Origin of the sequence: Rathayibacter sp. AY1E6, assembly GCF_002931115.1 — a bacterium.
Taxonomy (GTDB): domain Bacteria; phylum Actinomycetota; class Actinomycetes; order Actinomycetales; family Microbacteriaceae; genus Rathayibacter.
On record NZ_PSVK01000008.1, the window covers coordinates 31,643 to 48,428 of the forward strand.

The window sequence follows — 16,786 nt, forward strand, 5'->3', positions numbered from 1 at the left end:
TGACCGCCTGAGCGCCGGGAATACCTCCTGATCCTCCTCCATCCTGGCTTCAGGCGCCACTGAGCGCCCCTCCCGGCCCGGCCGGCCTCTTCCCGGCTGCGGCCGGCGACTCCCCACCCCCGTCGACGACGACCACCGAAAGCGGAGCCAGCATGAGCATCTACAGCAACACCGTCCGACTCGAGCCGAGCACCATGACCGCGCCGACGTCCGTCCCCGCGCCCGTCGTGCCGCGGGCGCCCCTCGCCCTCCGCCGCTGGGTGCGCGAGACCGCCGCGATCCTCCAGCCCGACGCGATCGAGTGGAGCGACGGCTCCCCCGCGGAGTGGTACCGCCTGACCGAGCGGCTCGTCGCCTCCGGCACGCTCCTCCCGCTCAATCCGGAGTGGCGGCCCGGCTCGTTCCTGGCCCGCACCGACCCGGACGACGTCGCCCGGGTCGAGGACCGCACCTTCATCTGCACGACCGACGAGGCCGACGCGGGACCGACCAACAACTGGCGCGAGCCCGCCGCGATGAGGGCCGAGCTCGCTCCCCTCCTCGACGGAGCGATGCGCGGACGGACGATGTACGTCGTCCCGTTCTCGATGGGGCCCGTCGGCGGTCCGCTCTCGCAGCTGGGCGTCCAGGTCACCGACTCGGCCTACGCGGTGCTGAACCTGCGGATCATGGCGCGCGTGGGCTCCGAGCCGCTCGCCGCCTTCACCGAGGAGACCCCGTTCGTCCGCGGCGTGCACACCGTGGGGCTGCCCCTCCGCGACGCGGACGGCGTCACCCGCGAGGACGTCGCCTGGCCGTGCAGCCCCGTGAAGTACATCACCCAGTTCCCGGAGACGCGCGAGATCGTCTCGTACGGCTCCGGCTACGGCGGCAACGCCCTGCTGGCGAAGAAGTGCTTCGCCCTGCGGATCGCCTCGGCGATTGGGCGCGAGGAGGGCTGGCTCGCCGAGCACATGCTGCTGATCCGCATCGTCTCGCCTGAGGGACGGCGCTACCACGTCGCCGCCGCCTTCCCGAGCGCGTGCGGCAAGACCAACCTCGCGATGATGCAGCCCGCGATCCCCGGCTGGCGGGTCGAGACGCTGGGCGACGACATCACCTGGATGCGCCGCGGGGAGGATGGACGCCTCTGGGCGATGAACCCCGAGACGGGCTTCTTCGGCGTCGCTCCCGGCACCGGGGAGACCTCGAACCCGAACGCCGTGCAGACGCTCTGGGGCAACACGATCTTCACCAACGTCGCGCTCCGCGAGGACGGCGACGTGTGGTGGGAGGGCCTGACCGACGAGGTCCCGGAGCGGCTGACCGACTGGCGCGGGCACCCGTGGACGCCGGCGTCCGGCACGCCCGCCGCGCACCCCAACTCCCGCTTCACCGCGCCGGCCGCGCAGTGCCCGTCGCTCTCCGCCGACTGGGACGCCCACGAGGGCGTGCCGCTGGACGCGATCGTCTTCGGTGGCCGACGGGCGAGCAACGTCCCGCTGGTCACGCAGGCCACCTCGTGGCAGCACGGCGTCTTCCTGGGTGCGACCGTCGCCTCCGAGAAGACCGCGGCCGCGGAGGGCACGGTCGGGGAGCTGCGCCGCGATCCGTTCGCGATGCTCCCCTTCTGCGGCTACAACATGGCCGACTACTTCGCGCACTGGCTCGCGATCGGCGCTGAGCTCGGCGATGCGGCGCCGGCGGTGTTCCAGGTCAACTGGTTCCGGAAGGACGCGGACGGCGAGTTCCTCTGGCCCGGCTTCGGCGAGAACGCGCGGGTGCTGCAGTGGCTCGTCCGCCGCCTCGAGGGGCTGGCGGAGGCGCGGCGGAGCCCCCTCGGCGACCTGCCGCTCGCGATCGACACGCACGGACTGCTGCTCTCCGCGGCCCAGAAGGAGGAGCTGTTCTCCGTCCCGGTGGAGGCGTGGCTGGAGGAGTGCGCGCTCACGGAGGAGTTCTTCACGCGGTTCGGCGACCGGCTGCCGCCCGAGCTGACCGCCGAGCTCCAGGCCCTGCGGCTCCGGCTCCTCGCCGAGAAGCTGCCGCTGGCGGCCTGATCCCCCTGACCGAGCCGGCTCCGGCCGGACACCCCTGTGGCCCGCGGGCGGATCATCCCCCTTTCCTCGCACCCCCGCGGGTCCACTCCCCCCTTCCGCTCCCACGACGACGGGCACCATGACCGACCGCATCACGCTCCGCTTCCTCGCCGCCCCGCAGGACGCCACCGCCGACGGCCGCAGCGCCCAGGCCGGCCGCGTCCTCGAATGGATCGACAAGGCCGGCTACGCCTGCGCCGTGGGCTGGAGCGGCGGCTACTGCGTGACGGCGTACGTCGGCAACGTCCACTTCACCCGGCCCATCTCGGTCGGCAACCTGATCGAGGCGACCGCCCGCGTCATCCACACCGGGCGCACGAGCATGCACGTGCTGGTGCAGGTCGCGCAGGCGGATCCGCGGACCGGCCTCTACGAGGACGCCACGCACTGCCTCCTCGTGTTCGTGGCCGTCGACGACGAGAAGAGGCCGCGGTCGGTCCCGGAGTGGCGGCCCCGCTCGATCGAGGACCTGTCCCTCGCCGAGGGCGCCGCCGCGCGCATCGAGGGCCGCCGACGGCTGCACGACGTGATGCGCGCCCAGGAGTACACCGAGGAGGGCACCGGTCCGCGGATCGTGTTCCGCTTCCTCGCGGCGCCGGGCGACGTCAACTGGGGCGGCAACGCCCACGGCGGGATCGTGATGCGCTGGATCGACGAGGCGGCCGACGCGGTCGCGCAGCGCTGGACCGGCCGCGACGCGGTGGCCGTCTACTCCGGCGGGATCCACTTCTACCGTCCGGTGCGCATCGGGCACCTCGTCGAGGTGGAGGCGCGCCTCATCCACACGAGCGCCCGGAGCATGCACCTGGCGGTGCACGTGCGCTCCGGGGACCCGCGGACCGGCGAGCTGGAGCTGACCACGCAGTGCCGGAGCGTCTTCGTGGTGCGGGGCTCCGACGGGGCGGCCGAGCCGGTCCCGCCTCTCGAGCCGCGGACCGAGGAGGACCGGCGTCTGGACGCCCATGCGCGCGAGCTGATCCTCCTGCGCGCGGCGCTGCCGCCGCTCCCGCTCGCGGGGACGGCCGGCGCTAGGGTCGGAGCGTGAAGCTGCCGATCCTCGTCCTCAACGGCCCGAACCTGAACCTGCTCGGCACCCGCGAGCCCGAGCTCTACGGCTCGGACACCCTCGTCGACGCCGAGGCGCTGGCGGCGGAGGCGGCCGAGCGGCACGGCTTCACGGTCGAGACCTTCCAGAGCAGCTCGGAGGGCGCGATCGTCGACCGGCTGCACGCGGCTCGCGGCTCCGTCTCGGGAGTGGTGCTCAACGCCGGGGCGTACACGCACACGTCGATCGCGATCCGCGACGCCGTCCTCGCGACCGAGCTGCCGATGGTCGAGGTCCACGTGAGCAACGTGCACCGGCGCGAGCCGTTCCGGCAGCACTCCTACCTCTCGGACGTCGCGATCGCCGTGATCGTCGGCGCGGGGATCGCCGGCTACGGCTACGCGGTGGACGTGCTCGCGCGAGCGGCGGAGAAGCGATGAGCGGCCTCGGACGCTCCTTCGGCAGCGCGGTCGACGCCTACGACCGCGGGCGGCCCGGCTACCCCGACGACGCCGTCGACTGGATCGTGGGGCACGCCCCCGCGCGAGTGGCGGGCGCCTTCGTCCCGGAGCGGGCCCGCGCGGCGGGAGCCGACGCCTCCGATCGGCTGCGCGCCGTGGACCTCGGCGCGGGAACGGGCAAGTTCACCGCGTCGCTCGCGTCCCGCGGCCTCGCCGTGACCGCGGTCGAGCCCGACGCGGAGATGCTCGCGCGGCTCGCCTCGAATCTGCCGGGGGTCCGCCCCGAGGAGGGGACGGCCGAGGCGATCCCCGCCGCGGACGCCTCCGCGGAGCTCGTCACCGCCGCGCAGTCGTGGCACTGGGTCGACGCCGAGCGCGCGGGAGCCGAAGTCGCCCGCGTCCTGGTGCCGGAGGGCGTGCTCGCGCTGGTGTGGAACATCCGCGACGAGTCGGTCCCCTGGGTGCGCCGGCTCGGCGAGGTCGCCGGAGCCTCCTCCGCCGAGCGCTTCGAGACGCTCCGGCCGCCGCTCGGCTCCGCTCTCGAGCGGGTGGCGTTCGCGGCCTTCGATTGGTCCTTCGAGCTGGACCGAGCCGGGGTGCGGGACATGTTCGCGTCCCGCAGCTCCGTCATCGCGATGCCCGACGAGGAGCGCGCCGCGGTCATCGCGGCGGTCGACGCCGTGGTGGACGAGGAGTCGGGCGGGAGCGGGACCGTCGCGATGCCGTACTCGACGCGCGTGACGATCGCGCGCCGCTCCTCCTCCGCCTGACTCCGCGCCGCGCGCCGCGGACCGCCCCGCCCGCCGACTACCCTCGGAGGGCGCCGCACCGGCGCGAGCACCGAGAGCACGAGGAGAGACGCACGTGAGCATCATCGCCGCCGCAGACGGGTCCGCACTGGGCAACCCCGGCCCCGCCGGCTGGGCCTGGTACGTCGACGACGAGCGCTGGGCCGCGGGCGGCTGGTCGCACGGCACGAACAACATCGGCGAGCTCACCGCGGTGCTCGAGCTGCTGCGCGCGACCGCGCAGGAGGAGGAGCCGCTGCACATCCTCTGCGACAGCCAGTACGCCATCAAGGCCTGCACCGAGTGGCTGCCGGGCTGGAAGCGGAAGGGCTGGCGCAAGGCCGACGGCAAGCCGGTGATGAACGTCGAGATCATCAAGGCGCTCGACGAGGAGCTGCAGGGCCGGGCCGTCACCTTCGAGTGGGTGAAGGGGCACGCCAACCACCGGATGAACGAGGCCGCCGACGTCCGCGCCCGGAGCGCCGCGACCGCCTACCAGCGCCGGCAGCCCGTCGACGCCGGACCCGGATGGCCGACGGCCGCCGACGCGCCCGCCGCGGCCGCTGCGCCCCCCGTCGAGGACTCCGCCACCCTCTTCTAGCCGCGTTCCCCCTGGGGCAGCCGCAGCAGCCCCGTCGCCACCAGCTCGCGCACCCGCGGCAGCACCGAGTCGGACACCGCCTCCTCCTCGGCCTGGAGGAGCGAGGCGACCGCCGCCGCGATCGCCGCCACCGAGAGCTCGCCGTCGCAGGCGCCGACCACGGCGGCGAGCACCGTGTCGACCTCCTCGACCCGGGCGAACCCGCCGCCCTGGCGCAGCCGCAGCACCGTCGGATCGTCGTTGCCCGGCCAGTAGTGTCGCTCCTCCGTGACGTCTCCGGCGACGACCAGGGCGAGACCCGCCAGAGCGCGATCGTCGATCGACGCGAGGGCCTCGGCCGCGTCGAGGCAGGCGGCGAGGTGGCCGCCCAGGCCCGCGGTCGCGACCGGCGTGGTGATCCGCTCGAGGCGGCGGATCGGCGGGCGGGGCTGCTCGGGCAGGCGGAGGGTGACGTAGCCGAAGCCGACGCCGGTCACCCCACGCCGCTCGAAGTCGGTCAGCCAGGCGTCGACCAGCGCGTCGAACGCGGGGCCGCGAGTCGTGCCGCCGTCCCGGATCCAGGTCTCGGCGTAGACCGCCGGATCCTGACGCTCGCGCTCCACGACCCAGACGTCCAGCGGAGAGGCGGTCCCGCCCATCCAGGCGTCGAGCCCCTCGGGCCCCGCCTCGAGCGCCTGCTCCAGCGGGCTGCGGGCGTCGGCGAGCCAGTCCGCGATCCGGTCGAAGGCGTCTGCGCCCTCCCGGTACTCCCAGTTCCCCAGGAGCTGGGCGACACCGCCGGGCACCAGGTGCTCGGCTGCTCCGAGGATCACGCGGCGCACGATCTCGTCGCCCTCCAGCCCGCCGTCGCGGTACTCGTAGGAGGGGACGCCCTCGGCTCGCGGCGTGATGACGAACGGCGGGTTCGTGACGATGTGGTCGAAGCGCTCCCCCGCGACCGGCTCGTAGAGGCTGCCGAGGCGGAACTCGATGTTCTCGATCCCGTTGAGGGCCGCGGTGAAGGAGGCGAGCGCGAGCGCGCGCTCGGAGATGTCGGTGGCGACCACCTGCTCGGCGTGGCGGGAGGCGTGCAGCGCCTGGATCCCGCAGCCGGTCCCCAGGTCGAGCACGCGGCCGACGGGCCGCTGGATCATCAGGCCGGTCAGCGTGAGGCTCGCGCCGCCGACGCCGAGCACGTGGTCCTCGTCGAGCGCGCGGCCGAGGGCGAGCTCCCCGAGGTCGGAGGCGATCCACCAGGAGGCCGCGCCGCGCTGGTCGACCACGTCGTAGGGGCGCAGGTCGAGGGCCGCGGTGACGACGGCTCCGGCCTCGACGCGCACCAGGCCGAGCTCCACCGCCCCCTCCAGCGCGAGAGCGCCGAACGCCTCGTCCGCGTCGTCGGCCGAGACGGGATCGGCCAGGAGGAACAGGCGGGCGAGGGTGGCCAGCGCGTCGTGGTCGCCGCTGCGCTCGAGGGCGCGGCGGGCGGGGACCCGGTCGCCGCGGTGCAGCGCCTCGGCCGCTTCGTCGCCCCAGAGCCCCCGCACGGCGTCCACGCCGTAGCGGGCGCGGATCAGATCGTCGCGCAGGAGGGCGATGCGGGCTCGGTCGAACGGGTCTGCGGAGAACACCGCTCCATCCTCCTGCACGCGGGTCGGCCACCGGGGCCGCCGCGGCCGTACGATCGGAGGCATGCCGCTGACCGGAGAGTACGAACCCAGCACGTCCGAGTGGGCCCGCGAGCAGGCGGAGCTCTACGAGCGGACCGGCGGAGCCGAGGGGAACCTCCTCCGCGGCCGCCCCATCATCGTCCTGACCACCGTCGGCTCGAAGAGCGGGAAGCTCCGCAAGACCGCGCTGATGCGCGTCGAGCACGAGGGCGAGTACGTGGTCGTCGCGTCCAAGGGCGGCGCGCCCGAGCACCCCGTCTGGTACGGCAACATGCTCAAGGAGCCGCACGTCGAGCTGCAGGACGGGCCCGTGAAGAAGGACTACGCCGCGAGCGTGCTCGAGGGCGATCTGCGCGCGGCCTGGTGGGAGCGCGCGGTCGCCGCGTGGCCGGACTACGCCGAGTACCAGACGAAGACCGAGCGGCAGATCCCGCTCGTGCTGCTCACTCCCTGGTCCTGAGCGCGGCGGGCGGCTCGGCCCGTCGCTGAGGCGGCCGTCCTCCGGTCGAGGACGCGCCGCACGGCAGGCGCCTCACGCGGGCGGCGAGCCCAGCGGATCCGGTCCGGCCTCAGACCCGGGCCGCGATGAGGTCGAGCACCTTCGGGCTCGAGAGCAGCGCGAAGTGGCCGACCACCGAGACCGCGATGTTCTCGTGCGCCCCGGCGAGGCGGCTCCCTCCGGGGATGTACTGGTCGCGCATCCCGTAGATCGACGTGATGCGCGCGTCGGCCTCGCGCTCGGCCAGCAGGGTGCGGATCAGCGGGCGGTGGGGCGCGAACTCCCGGAGCGCCCGCGCCGGGGCGATCCGTGCGAGCGACGAGCCGTTGAACGGGGTCGAGACGGCGATCATGCGCTCGATCCGCCCGTCCTCGCGGTCGTCGACGACCATCATGTGCTTGCCGATCAGGCCGCCCTTGCTGTGCGCGACGACGACGACTCCGCGCAGATCGTGCTCGCGCAGGTAGTCCTGGCCGAGTCCGGCCGACGCGACGATCGGCCGCGTGTTGTAGCCGAGCGCGGGCAGCACGTGGATCGGATGGCCCGCCGCGTGCAGCCTCTCGGCGATGGGCCGGAGGAACTGCCACGTCTCGTAGATCCCGGGGATGAGCAGCACCGGAGCGCCGTCGCCGGACGCGTACCGCGACACGTCCCAGCCCTCCCGCAGGTGCACGAAGCGCGAGCCGTAGGCGTAGCGGTAGTCGCGGAGGTACGCGCGCCGCAGCGAGGTCGAGCGGCGCTGGCGGGCGGAGTCACGCGCCGGCATGGGCCCGCTCCAGCTCCGCGATGTCGAGGCGGCTCATCGCGAGCATCGCCTGCAGAGCGCGCGCGGACGCCTCGGGGTCGGCGCCTCCGAGCAGACGCGGGAGGACCTCCGGCACGATCTGCCAGGACAGCCCCCAGCGGTCGCGGAGCCAGCCGCACCGGCTCTCCTCGCCGCCGTCCGCGATCAGGGCGTCCCACAGCCGGTCGAGCTCGGACTGGTCGCCGACGGTCACGACGATCGAGACGGCCTCGGTGAACGGGAACCGCGGCCCGGCGTTGATCGCCTGGAACCGCTGCCCGTCGAGCTCGAACGTCACCGACAGCACCTCGCCGGGCGACGGGGAGCCCTCCGGCAGCACCTGGCTTCCGGTGATCCGCGAGTTCGGCACCAGCTCCGTGTAGAAGCACGCCGCCTCCCCCGCGCCGTCGTCGAACCAGAGGAAGGTGCTGACCGCGCCCATCGGAGTCTCCGTCCTGCGCGGGAGGGTCTCCGCGGCTCCCTCAGTGTGCCGCGGAGGCGCCCTCCCCGCGACGGATCACAGCGGGTTGACGCCGAACGCCGTGGCCAGCTTGTCGATCTTCTTGGCGCGGCCCAGCCGGGGCAGGTCGCTGCCGTCGCGGATGACGCGGCCGCGGGCCTCGAAGTCGTCGAGGAAGTCGCGGGCCCAGGCGACGTCGGACGGCGTCGGGCTGATGACCTCGTTGATCACGGCGAGCTGCTCGGTGTCGAGGCAGAGCTTCCCGGTGAGGCCGAGCGAGACCGTGAGCGCGGACTGCTCGCGCAGCACGGGGTGGCTGTTCGAGACGGTCGGTCCGTCGATCGGGCCGGGCAGGTCGCCGATGCGCGAGGCGACGACCAGGCGCGAGCGCGGGTAGGCCATCGCGAGGTCGTCGGCGCTGGTACCGGTGTCGCGGCGGTAGTCGCCGCTGCCGAACGCGAGGCGGAAGGTGCCGCGGGCGCGGGCGATCGAGACCGCCTCCTCGATGCCGAGGGCGGACTCGACCAGGGCGAGCACCGGGGTGGAGCCGCCGAGGCGATCGAAGGTCTCGGTGACGTGCTCAGCGGCCTCGGTCTTGGCGAGCATGACGCCGGCGAGGCCGGGCAGGCCCTTCAGCGCGTCGACGTCGTCGGACCAGAACGGGGTGGAGTGGTCGTTGATGCGGACCCAGGCGCGCTTCTCGCCGGTCAGCCACTCCGCGACGTCGGTCCGCGCGTCGGGCTTCGCCTTGGGGTCGACCGCGTCCTCGATGTCGAGGACGATCTGGTCGGCGCGGGACGCGTGCGCGGCGTCGAACGTCTCGGTGCGGGTGGCGTTCACCAGCAGCCAGGAGCGCGCGATCTCGGGGGCGACGTCGCGCCCCTTCCGCTTCGCGATGGCGGTGGTGGTGGTGGTCTCGGGCAACGTCACGTTCGGGTCCTCTCGGTGGCGCGGTCCTCGCTCCGCGGACGCCACCGCTCTGCGACGGCGCCGGGGACAAGGGTAGCGGCTCCCCGTCGGCGGGGCTCCGGGCACTCCGGCGTCTCTCCACTCCGGGGCTGCGACGCCCCGAGCGCTCCGGATCAGCGGCCCTCCGGACGCTCCCACAGCGTCAGCACGGTCGTCGGCACCCGGATCCGCTCGCGCGCGACGAACCCCGCCTCCGCGAGCACCGCGTCCGCCTCGCCCTCCGGCAGCGCCTGCCAGACCCGGTCCTCCCCGGCGAGCGCGGCGCGCAGCGCCTCGCCCTCCAGCAGGACGTCCGAATACGTGCCCGTCGTCCTGTACGGAGCGGCGAGGGCGACATCGTCCACGCCCGCGAACGCCTCCGGGTAGGCGGCGAGCGCCAGGCGGGGCCGGAGCGAGACCGTCCCGGAGGAGCCGAGGAGGACGGCGTCGCCCGAACGGGCCCGCTCCTCGACGGCGGCCGCCAGACCGCGGAGGTCCTGCCCGGCCGGCTTCCCGGTGACCGTGCGCATCTGCACGAGGACCGGCAGGGCGGCCACCGCGATCAGGGCGAGGAGGGCGACGCCCGTCCGGGCCCTGAACGAGTCGAGCGCGAGGCCGAGGAGGACCGCGAGAGCGGGCGTGCTCGACGCGAGGTAGCGCGGGGTGAACATCGGCTCGACGAGGAGGGTCCCGAGCACCAGCACCGCGGTCGGCAGCACGATCCAGAGGACGAGGGCCGGCAGGAGCGGCCCGCGCAGGCCGCCCCGCACCGCGGCGACCGCGAGGAGCGCGACGGCGATCCCGGCCAGCCACCACGCGGATCCGAAGAACGGCTCGACCACGACGGTGAACGCGGTCACGGGCTGCAAGCGGAGCCAGCCGACCTGGCCGCTCTGCCCTGCGGCGAGGAGCAGCACCGGCACGGCGCCCAGTGCTGAGAGGGCGCTCGCCGGGAGAGCCCGCACGGCACCCCGGGGCGCCGCGGCCGCGGCGAGAGCGACGAGAGCCGGCAGCACCAGCACGGAGTAGAGGAACACGGCGTTCGCCAGACCTGCGACGGCCGCGAACGCGGTCCAGCGCAGGGCGCCTCCGGAGCGGGCCGCCCGCACGACGAGGACCGCCGCTCCCACCACGAGCGCGGTGGCCAGAGCGGAGGATCGCGCCTCGGTCCCCGAGAACGAGGACCGCGGGAGCAGCACGAGCACCGCGGCGGCGAGGAGTGCTGCCCGGGGCCGGTCGAACGATCGCAGCAGGACGACGACGCCCGCCGCCGCCGCTCCCGTGGCGAGAGCGGACGGCGCGCGCACCGAGAGCTCCGACTCCCCGGCGATCGCGATCCAGCCGTGCATCAGCAGGCCGTAGACCAGGTGCACCGCGTCCTTCTCCTGCACGAAGGCGAGGAGCTCCCCCACCGGGAGCCGCGCCAGGCGGAGGGTCGCGGTCTCGTCGTTCCAGTAGGAGGGGATCCAGGAGCCGACGAGGGTCAGCGCGGTGGCGAGGGCGAGGACCGCGCTCGCGGGCAGGGTCCGGAGCGCGCGCATCCCGCCAGCGTAGAGGCCGGGCTCAGCGCGCCGAGCGCTCGGCGAGACCCTTCGCGTACGCGGCCTGGCCGACGTGCTGCGTGTCGTCGTCGATCACCGAGACCAGCCGCACCCCGAGGGTCACCGGCGGATCCCACTGCTCGTCGACGACGCGCGCGAGGTCCTCGTCGCCGAGCGTGTCGAGGAGGGCGAGCGTCTGCCGGTGCACGGCGTCGGCGTACTCCGCGAGCAGCGCGGCCGGCACCGCGGCGAGCGCCGCCACCTCGGCCGGCTCCTGCCCGTAGCCGGTCTCGTCGGGCCCCAAGGGCAGGCCGGACCGGCCGTGGAAGCCGTCGGCCGTCCACACCTGCTCGTGGCCGGCGAGCGGGGCGAGGTGGTCGTCCTGCACCCGGACGAGATGCCAGACGAGCCAGGCGGGCGAGTTCGAGCGGGCGTCCGCGCGGAACGCGAGCTGATCGGGGGTGCTGTCGTCGAGGACGGCGTGCACGTTCTCGTGCACCCGGCCGAAGGCGTCGCGGAGGAGGTCGATGGCTGCGCTCATGCCGCCAGCCTGCCGCTCCCGCGCCCGGCGCGGCACCCCCTCCGCGCGCCTCGGAGGAAGTGCGAAGGCGGGTGCCCGATACTCGGCCCGTGACCTCCGGATCCTCGAACCTGGCGACGAAGCCGTGGCTGACCTCCTACGCGGAGGGCGTGCCCGCCGAGATCGACCCTCCCACCCAGACCCTCGTCGACCTGCTCGAGGACTCGGTCGCGCGGTACCGCCGCGGCACCGCCCTCGAGTTCTTCGGCGCCGAGACCAGCTACGCCGAGCTCGGCGAGCAGGTCGCGCGCGCGGCGGAGGGCCTGCGGCGCCTGGGCGTGCGCGCCGGCGACCGCGTCGCGCTGGTGCTCCCGAACTGCCCGGAGCACGTGGTGGCGTTCTACGCCGCTCTCCGCCTCGGAGCGATCGTGGTCGAGCACAACCCGCTCTACACGCCGCGCGAGCTGCGGCGGCAGTTCGAGGACCACGGCGCCCGGTTCGCGGTCGTCTGGGACAAGATCGCCGACGTCGTCGCGACCATGCCCGCCGACCTGGGCATCGAGCGCGTCGTCTCCGTCGACCTCACCCGGTCCTTCCCGCTCGGCAAGCGCCTGGCGCTGCGGCTCCCCCTGCCGTCGGCGCGCCGGTCGCGCGAGAAGCTGACCGCGACCCCCCGCAGCCGCTCCCTGGTGCCCTTCGCGTCGCTGCTGAAGAACCGCCGCATCGCGCGCTCGCACCCCCGCCCGGTCCTCGGCGACACGGCACTGCTGCAGTACACGAGCGGCACCACCGGGACGCCCAAGGGCGCGATCCTCTCCCACGCGAACCTCCGCGCGAACGCCCTGCAGGGCCGCGCCTGGGTGCCGGGCCTGCGCGAGGGCGACGAGACGTTCTACGCGGTGCTCCCCCTGTTCCACGCCTACGGCCTGACGCTGTGCCTGACCTTCGCGATCAGCATCGGCGCGAAGGTCGTGCTGTTCCCGACCTTCGACGTCGGCCTCGTGAAGGCGGCCGCGAAGTCGTCGCCGCCCACCTTCCTCCCCGCGGTGCCGCCCGTGTACGACGCGCTGGCCCGCGCCTCCGAGCGCCACGAGCTCGATTTGCGCGGCATCCGCTTCGCGATCTCGGGAGCGATGAGCCTGCCGGTCGCGACGGTCGACCGCTGGGAGCGCGCGAGCCGGGGACTCCTGGTCGAGGGCTACGGCATGACCGAGAGCTCGCCGGTCGCCCTCGGGAACCCGGTCGGCCCGACCCGCCGGCCCGGCACCGTGGGCGTGCCGTTCCCCAGCACGACGATCCGCCTCGTCGACCCCGCCGATCCGTCGGTCGACCGCGGCCCGGGCGAGTCCGGCGAGCTCCTGCTCCGGGGGCCGCAGGTGTTCCAGGGGTACTGGAAGCGGCCGGAGGAGACGGCCGAGGCCCTCCTCCCCGGCGGCTGGCTGCGCACGGGCGACATCGCGACCGTCTCGGCCGACGGCTTCGTGACGATCGTCGACCGGGCCAAGGAGCTCATCATCACCGGCGGCTTCAACGTCTCCCCCTCCGAGGTCGAGGGAGTGCTGGAGTCGCACCCGGACGTGACGCGCGCGGCCGTCGTCGGGCTCCCCCGCGAAGACGGCGGGGAGAGCGTCGCGGCGGCCGTGGTCCTGCGGGCCGGGACGGCCGTGGATCCGGAGGCGTTGCGCGACTTCTGCCGGCTGCACCTGACGCCCTACAAGGTGCCCAAGCGGATCGTCCCGGTGGACGAGCTGCCGACCTCGCTGATCGGCAAGGTGCTGCGCCGCCAGGTGCGCAAGAGTCTGCTGGACTGAGACGACCGGAGCGGGCGGTGGCCCGCGAGGAGGAGGACGACATGGCGAGGATCGTGCAGTACGAGCGGATCGGCGGGCCCGAGGTGCTCGAGACCGTCGAGGCGCCGGAGCCCGAGGCGGGGCCCGGCACCGTGGTGGTCGCCGTCCGCGCGGCCGGCGTGAACCCGATCGAGTGGAAGGTGCGCTCCGGCCTGCGCCCGAGCCCGCCGTTCGACGGTCCGCGGAGGCTCGGGTCGGACGGCTCCGGCGTGGTCTCCGCCGTCGGTCCGGGCGTGACCGGTTGGAGCGTCGGAGACCGGGTGATCGTCAGCGGCGCCACCGGCACCTACGCGACCGCCGTCGCGGTCTCCCCCGACTCCCTCGATCCGCTCCCCGACGGACTCGGCTTCGAGGAGGCGGCCGCGCTCGGCATCCCGGTCTCCACCGCCTACCAGGCGGTGGTCTCGCTCGGCGTCGCGGAGGGATCGACGTTCGTGGTCCAGGCGGGCGCCGGCGCGGTAGGACGGGCGGCGATCCAGTTCGCCGTCGACCGCGGAGCCCGGGTGATCGCCACGGCGAGCCCGGTGAACCACGAGGCGCTGCGCGCGCTCGGAGCGGTGCCGGTCGCCTACGGGCCCGGGCTGCTCGAGCGGCTGCGCGCCGCAGCGCCCGAGGGCGTCGACCGCGTGCTCGACGCGGCCGGGACGGACGAGGCGCTCGCCGCCTCGCTCGCGCTGGTGGCGGATCCGCAGCACGTCGGAACGGTGGTCGCCGGCCCTCGTGCGGCAGAGCTGGGCATCCGGGCCTGGAGCGGCGGCAGTCCCGTGCCGCTGACCGAGGAGGAGCAGCGCCTCCGCCGCGAGGGGGTGCCGCTGGCCGCCCGGCTGGCGAGCGAGGGGCGCTTCGCGGTCGCGACCGGTCCGCGCCTCCCGCTCGAGCAGGCCGCCGAGGCGCACCGGCTCAGCGAGGACGGCCACGTCCGCGGGAAGATCCTTCTCGTTCCCTGAGCCGGGCCGGCATCCGGCATCCGTCTCCCCACCGCTTCCCCCGCTCTCACCGTCGAGAAGGAGTCCCCGTGTCCACTGACGACACCACCCCCGTGATCCTGGGGGGCGCCCGCACCCCGTTCGCCCGCTTCTCCGGAGCCTTCGCGCCGCTCTCGGGCGTCGAGCTCGGCGCCGCTGCCATCCGAGGGGCTCTCGAGCGCTCGGGCGCCTCCGCGGCCGACGTCGACGCGGTCGTGCTCGGCCAGGTGATCCAGGCCGGAGCCGGTCAGGGCCCCGCCCGGCAGGCCGCGGTCCTCGCGGGCCTGGGCTGGGACGTCCCGGCGGTCACGATCAACAAGCTCTGCCTGTCGGGTCTCACCGCGGTGATCGACGCGGCGCGGATGATCCGGCTCGGCGAGGCGCAGGTGGTCGTCGCCGGAGGACAGGAGTCGATGACCAACGCGCCGCACCTCCTGCTCGGATCCCGCTCGGGCCTGGGTGTCGGTCCGCGTCCGCTCGAGGACGCACTCCTCCACGACGGCCTGCTCGATCCGTTCGACCGCCGCCTGATGGGGAGGGTGACCGACGACGGCAACGCCGCACGGGGCATCCGCCGCGAGCGCCAGGACGCCTTCGCCGCGCTCTCGCACCAGCGGGCCGCCGCGGCCCGGTCCACCGGCGTGCTCGCCGAGGAGATCGTGCCGGTCGCGGTTCCGCAGCGGCGCGGACCGGACCTCGTCGTGTCCGCCGACGACGGGATCCGGGAGGACAGCAGGGTCGAGACGCTCGCCCGGCTGGCACCCGCGTTCTCGCCCGAGGGCACCATCACGGCGGGCAGCTCGTCCCCGATCACGGACGGCGCCGCCGCGCTGGTCGTCGTGTCCCGCGGCTGGGCCCGCGAGCGGGGACTGCCCTGGCTCGCGACCGTCGCCGAGCACGGGCAGGTCGCCGGACCGGACAACTCCCTCCACTCGCAGCCGTCGGCGGCGATCCTCCGGGCGCTCGGCCGCCGCGGTGCAGCGGTGTCCGACCTGGACCTGATCGAGATCAACGAGGCGTTCGCCTCCGTCGTCCTCCAGTCGGCGGACGATCTCGGCGTCGAGCCCGAGGAGGTCAACCTCGACGGCGGGGCGATCGCGCTCGGCCACCCGGTGGGCGCCTCCGGAGCACGGCTGGCCCTGCACCTGGCGCTGGCCCTCCGTCGCCGAGGCGGCGGGCTCGGCGTCGCCGCGCTCTGCGGCGGAGGCGGCCAGGGCGAGGCGCTGATCCTCGAGGGCTGACCGGCGGTCCGCCCCCAGGAGCGCGTCGGCGCCTCCGGCTACGCTCGCGGGATGAGCATCCTGAGCGCCGACGGCCTCGCCTTTGTCACCGAGCGCCACCTGGCCACCCTCTCCACCCCCGGCCGCCAGGGCCGCCTGCACGTGGTCGCCGTGGGCTTCACCTACGAGGACGGCGTCGTCCGCGTCATCACCTCCCGCGAGAGCCAGAAGGTGCTCAACGTCCGGCGGGGCGGCACCGCGACGGTCGGGCAGGTCGACGGCATCCGGTGGCTGAGCCTGGGCGGTCCGGCGACGATCGAGGAGGAGCCGGACGCCGTGCAGCACGCCGTCGAGCTCTACTCCCAGCGCTACCGCACCCCGCGCCCGAACTCCCTCCGCGTCGCGATCCGCATCGACGTCGACTTCGCCCTCGCCTCCTCCGGCCTGCGCGCGGAGTAGCCGGGTGGCCCGCGGCGACGCGCTGGGCGGGGGCGGCGCCGTCTCCTCCCTCCGCACCTACCGCTACGTCCGCCTCTCCCTGGTGGCGGCCGTGATGCTCCTCACGGCCGGCCTCGTCCACCAGCTCGTCGTCGGAGGCCCGCTGCGCTCGATCAGCGCCTCGTACTACACCCCGGTCCGCTCCCTCTTCACCGGGGCGCTCTTCGCGGTCGGCGTCGCGCTGGTCGTCCTCGCCGGGAGGAGCGTGCGGCGCTTCCTCCTGCTGCTGGCGGGCATGACGGCGCCGGTCATCGCGATCGTGCCGGTGCCCCTCGCCTCGGAGGAGCTGCAGCGCCTCCAGGGAGCGGTGTGCCCGGCGGGAGGGGCGTCGTGCCTTCCCGCGACGGCCGCAGGTGAGGTCGCCGCCTCCCTGCCCGCCTACCTGGTCACGGCCGCGGCCGTCCTCGTCGCCTCCGTGATCCTGCTCGCCCTCGACCGGGTCCTCGACCGCTGGGCGCTCGTCCGCACCGCGATCGCCGCCGCCCTCCTGATCGCTCTGGCGGCCTGGAGCACGCTCCCGTCGTTCCTGCGGCTCGGCCACTACGCCGCCGCCGGCGTCTTCTTCCTGCTCATCGCCGTCACCGCGGGTCTGCACGCCGCCGCGGTGCGCGAGGAGGGAGCGAGCGGGCCGGGGACGCCGCGCTTCTACTCCCGCTGCTACGCCGTTCTCGCGGTGCTGATCGCCGCGGTCGATACGGCGCTGGTGCTCCTGCTTCTCACGGGGCGGGGAGCGGAACTTCTCGGCGAGCAGTGGCTCCTGCTCGGCGAGGCCGTCGCGCTCGCCCTCTTCGGGATCTTCTGGGTGCTGCAGACCGTCGAGAACTGGGACCGTCCCGACGTGCTGCTCGTCGCGCGGGGCTGAGGGGGCCGGTGGCGGCC

General features: G+C 74.5%; 17 protein-coding genes. 11 read left to right on the top strand and 6 right to left on the bottom strand.

The genetic code is table 11. From position 1 onward, the window contains the following. The first annotated feature begins 152 nt into the window (after positions 1–152). From C5C46_RS08905 to C5C46_RS08925, 5 genes are all read left to right on the top strand, one after another. Positions 153–2,039, top strand: a complete 1,887-nt coding sequence (locus C5C46_RS08905) for a phosphoenolpyruvate carboxykinase (GTP) (RefSeq protein ID WP_374953793.1) — start codon at positions 153–155, stop codon at positions 2,037–2,039. A gap of 118 nt (positions 2,040–2,157) precedes the next feature. Further along, positions 2,158–3,123 (top strand): acyl-CoA thioesterase, encoded by a 966-nt coding sequence (locus tag C5C46_RS08910; protein ID WP_104226429.1) that lies wholly within the window; start codon positions 2,158–2,160, stop codon positions 3,121–3,123. After that, the gene (gene aroQ, locus C5C46_RS08915) at positions 3,120–3,563 is read left to right on the top strand and encodes a type II 3-dehydroquinate dehydratase (protein WP_104226430.1); all 444 of its coding nucleotides are present in this window, start codon (positions 3,120–3,122) and stop codon (positions 3,561–3,563) included. The genes C5C46_RS08910 and aroQ overlap by 4 nt, the downstream gene beginning before the upstream one ends. Beyond that, positions 3,560–4,354, top strand: a complete 795-nt coding sequence (locus tag C5C46_RS08920; RefSeq protein WP_104226431.1) for a class I SAM-dependent methyltransferase — start codon at positions 3,560–3,562, stop codon at positions 4,352–4,354. The genes aroQ and C5C46_RS08920 overlap by 4 nt, the downstream gene beginning before the upstream one ends. Before the next feature lie 94 nt (positions 4,355–4,448). After that, a complete protein-coding gene (locus tag C5C46_RS08925) occupies positions 4,449–4,973 on the top strand; it encodes a ribonuclease H (RefSeq protein ID WP_104226432.1) in 525 nt (174 codons plus the stop codon). Here C5C46_RS08925 and C5C46_RS08930 read toward each other — a convergent pair. Further along, the gene (locus tag C5C46_RS08930) at positions 4,970–6,583 is read right to left on the bottom strand and encodes a methyltransferase (protein ID WP_258059411.1); all 1,614 of its coding nucleotides are present in this window, start codon (positions 6,581–6,583) and stop codon (positions 4,970–4,972) included. The genes C5C46_RS08925 and C5C46_RS08930 overlap by 4 nt on opposite strands. 61 nt (positions 6,584–6,644) lie before the next feature. On the opposite strand from C5C46_RS08930, the gene C5C46_RS08935 reads away from it, so the two are divergent. Further along, entirely contained in the window at positions 6,645–7,082 is a 438-nt protein-coding gene (locus C5C46_RS08935; protein WP_104223205.1) for a nitroreductase family deazaflavin-dependent oxidoreductase, read from the top strand. Between the two features lie 109 nt (positions 7,083–7,191). On the opposite strand, the gene C5C46_RS08940 is transcribed toward C5C46_RS08935, so the two are convergent. The 5 genes from C5C46_RS08940 to C5C46_RS08960 form a co-directional block, all read right to left on the bottom strand. Then, on the bottom strand, positions 7,192–7,887 hold the full coding sequence (locus tag C5C46_RS08940) for a triacylglycerol lipase (protein WP_104226434.1): 696 nt from the start codon (positions 7,885–7,887) through the stop codon (positions 7,192–7,194). Beyond that, a complete protein-coding gene (locus C5C46_RS08945) occupies positions 7,874–8,347 on the bottom strand; it encodes a VOC family protein (RefSeq protein WP_104226435.1) in 474 nt (157 codons plus the stop codon). Before C5C46_RS08945 ends, C5C46_RS08940 begins: the two co-directional genes overlap by 14 nt. Positions 8,348–8,422: 75 nt before the next feature. Next, positions 8,423–9,289, bottom strand: coding sequence for a CoA ester lyase (locus C5C46_RS08950; RefSeq protein WP_219812281.1), 867 nt, complete (start codon positions 9,287–9,289; stop codon positions 8,423–8,425). Between the two features lie 158 nt (positions 9,290–9,447). After that, positions 9,448–10,854, bottom strand: coding sequence for a glycosyltransferase family 39 protein (locus C5C46_RS08955; protein WP_104226436.1), 1,407 nt, complete (start codon positions 10,852–10,854; stop codon positions 9,448–9,450). 22 nt (positions 10,855–10,876) lie between these two features. Then, positions 10,877–11,395, bottom strand: a complete 519-nt coding sequence (locus tag C5C46_RS08960; RefSeq protein ID WP_104226437.1) for a DinB family protein — start codon at positions 11,393–11,395, stop codon at positions 10,877–10,879. An 89-nt stretch (positions 11,396–11,484) separates the two neighbouring features. Here C5C46_RS08960 and C5C46_RS08965 point away from each other — a divergent pair, with 89 nt between their 5' ends. The 5 genes from C5C46_RS08965 (at position 11,485) to C5C46_RS08985 (ending at position 16,769) form a co-directional block, all read left to right on the top strand. Next, a complete protein-coding gene (locus C5C46_RS08965; RefSeq protein ID WP_104226438.1) occupies positions 11,485–13,185 on the top strand; it encodes a long-chain-fatty-acid--CoA ligase in 1,701 nt (566 codons plus the stop codon). Between the two features lie 41 nt (positions 13,186–13,226). After that, the gene (locus C5C46_RS08970; RefSeq protein ID WP_104226488.1) at positions 13,227–14,171 is read left to right on the top strand and encodes an NADP-dependent oxidoreductase; all 945 of its coding nucleotides are present in this window, start codon (positions 13,227–13,229) and stop codon (positions 14,169–14,171) included. A 68-nt stretch (positions 14,172–14,239) separates the two neighbouring features. Next, positions 14,240–15,430 (top strand): acetyl-CoA C-acyltransferase, encoded by a 1,191-nt coding sequence (locus tag C5C46_RS08975; protein WP_104226439.1) that lies wholly within the window; start codon positions 14,240–14,242, stop codon positions 15,428–15,430. Between the two features lie 51 nt (positions 15,431–15,481). Further along, the gene (locus C5C46_RS08980; protein ID WP_104226440.1) at positions 15,482–15,868 is read left to right on the top strand and encodes a pyridoxamine 5'-phosphate oxidase family protein; all 387 of its coding nucleotides are present in this window, start codon (positions 15,482–15,484) and stop codon (positions 15,866–15,868) included. Between the two features lie 4 nt (positions 15,869–15,872). Beyond that, positions 15,873–16,769 carry a hypothetical protein gene (locus C5C46_RS08985; protein ID WP_104226441.1) on the top strand — a complete coding sequence of 299 codons (897 nt, stop codon included), beginning with the start codon at positions 15,873–15,875 and terminating at the stop codon, positions 16,767–16,769. The last annotated feature ends 17 nt before the right edge of the window (positions 16,770–16,786 follow it).

Coding starts and splice junctions, on each gene's coding strand:
- C5C46_RS08905 (WP_374953793.1), top strand. CDS start 153: ATGAGCATCTACAGCAACACCGTCCGACTCGAGCCGAGCACCATGACC.
- C5C46_RS08910 (WP_104226429.1), top strand. CDS start 2,158: ATGACCGACCGCATCACGCTCCGCTTCCTCGCCGCCCCGCAGGACGCC.
- C5C46_RS08920 (WP_104226431.1), top strand. CDS start 3,560: ATGAGCGGCCTCGGACGCTCCTTCGGCAGCGCGGTCGACGCCTACGAC.
- C5C46_RS08935 (WP_104223205.1), top strand. CDS start 6,645: ATGCCGCTGACCGGAGAGTACGAACCCAGCACGTCCGAGTGGGCCCGC.
- C5C46_RS08940 (WP_104226434.1), bottom strand. CDS start 7,887: ATGCCGGCGCGTGACTCCGCCCGCCAGCGCCGCTCGACCTCGCTGCGG.
- C5C46_RS08945 (WP_104226435.1), bottom strand. CDS start 8,347: ATGGGCGCGGTCAGCACCTTCCTCTGGTTCGACGACGGCGCGGGGGAG.
- C5C46_RS08955 (WP_104226436.1), bottom strand. CDS start 10,854: ATGCGCGCGCTCCGGACCCTGCCCGCGAGCGCGGTCCTCGCCCTCGCC.
- C5C46_RS08960 (WP_104226437.1), bottom strand. CDS start 11,395: ATGAGCGCAGCCATCGACCTCCTCCGCGACGCCTTCGGCCGGGTGCAC.
- C5C46_RS08970 (WP_104226488.1), top strand. CDS start 13,227: ATGGCGAGGATCGTGCAGTACGAGCGGATCGGCGGGCCCGAGGTGCTC.
- C5C46_RS08980 (WP_104226440.1), top strand. CDS start 15,482: ATGAGCATCCTGAGCGCCGACGGCCTCGCCTTTGTCACCGAGCGCCAC.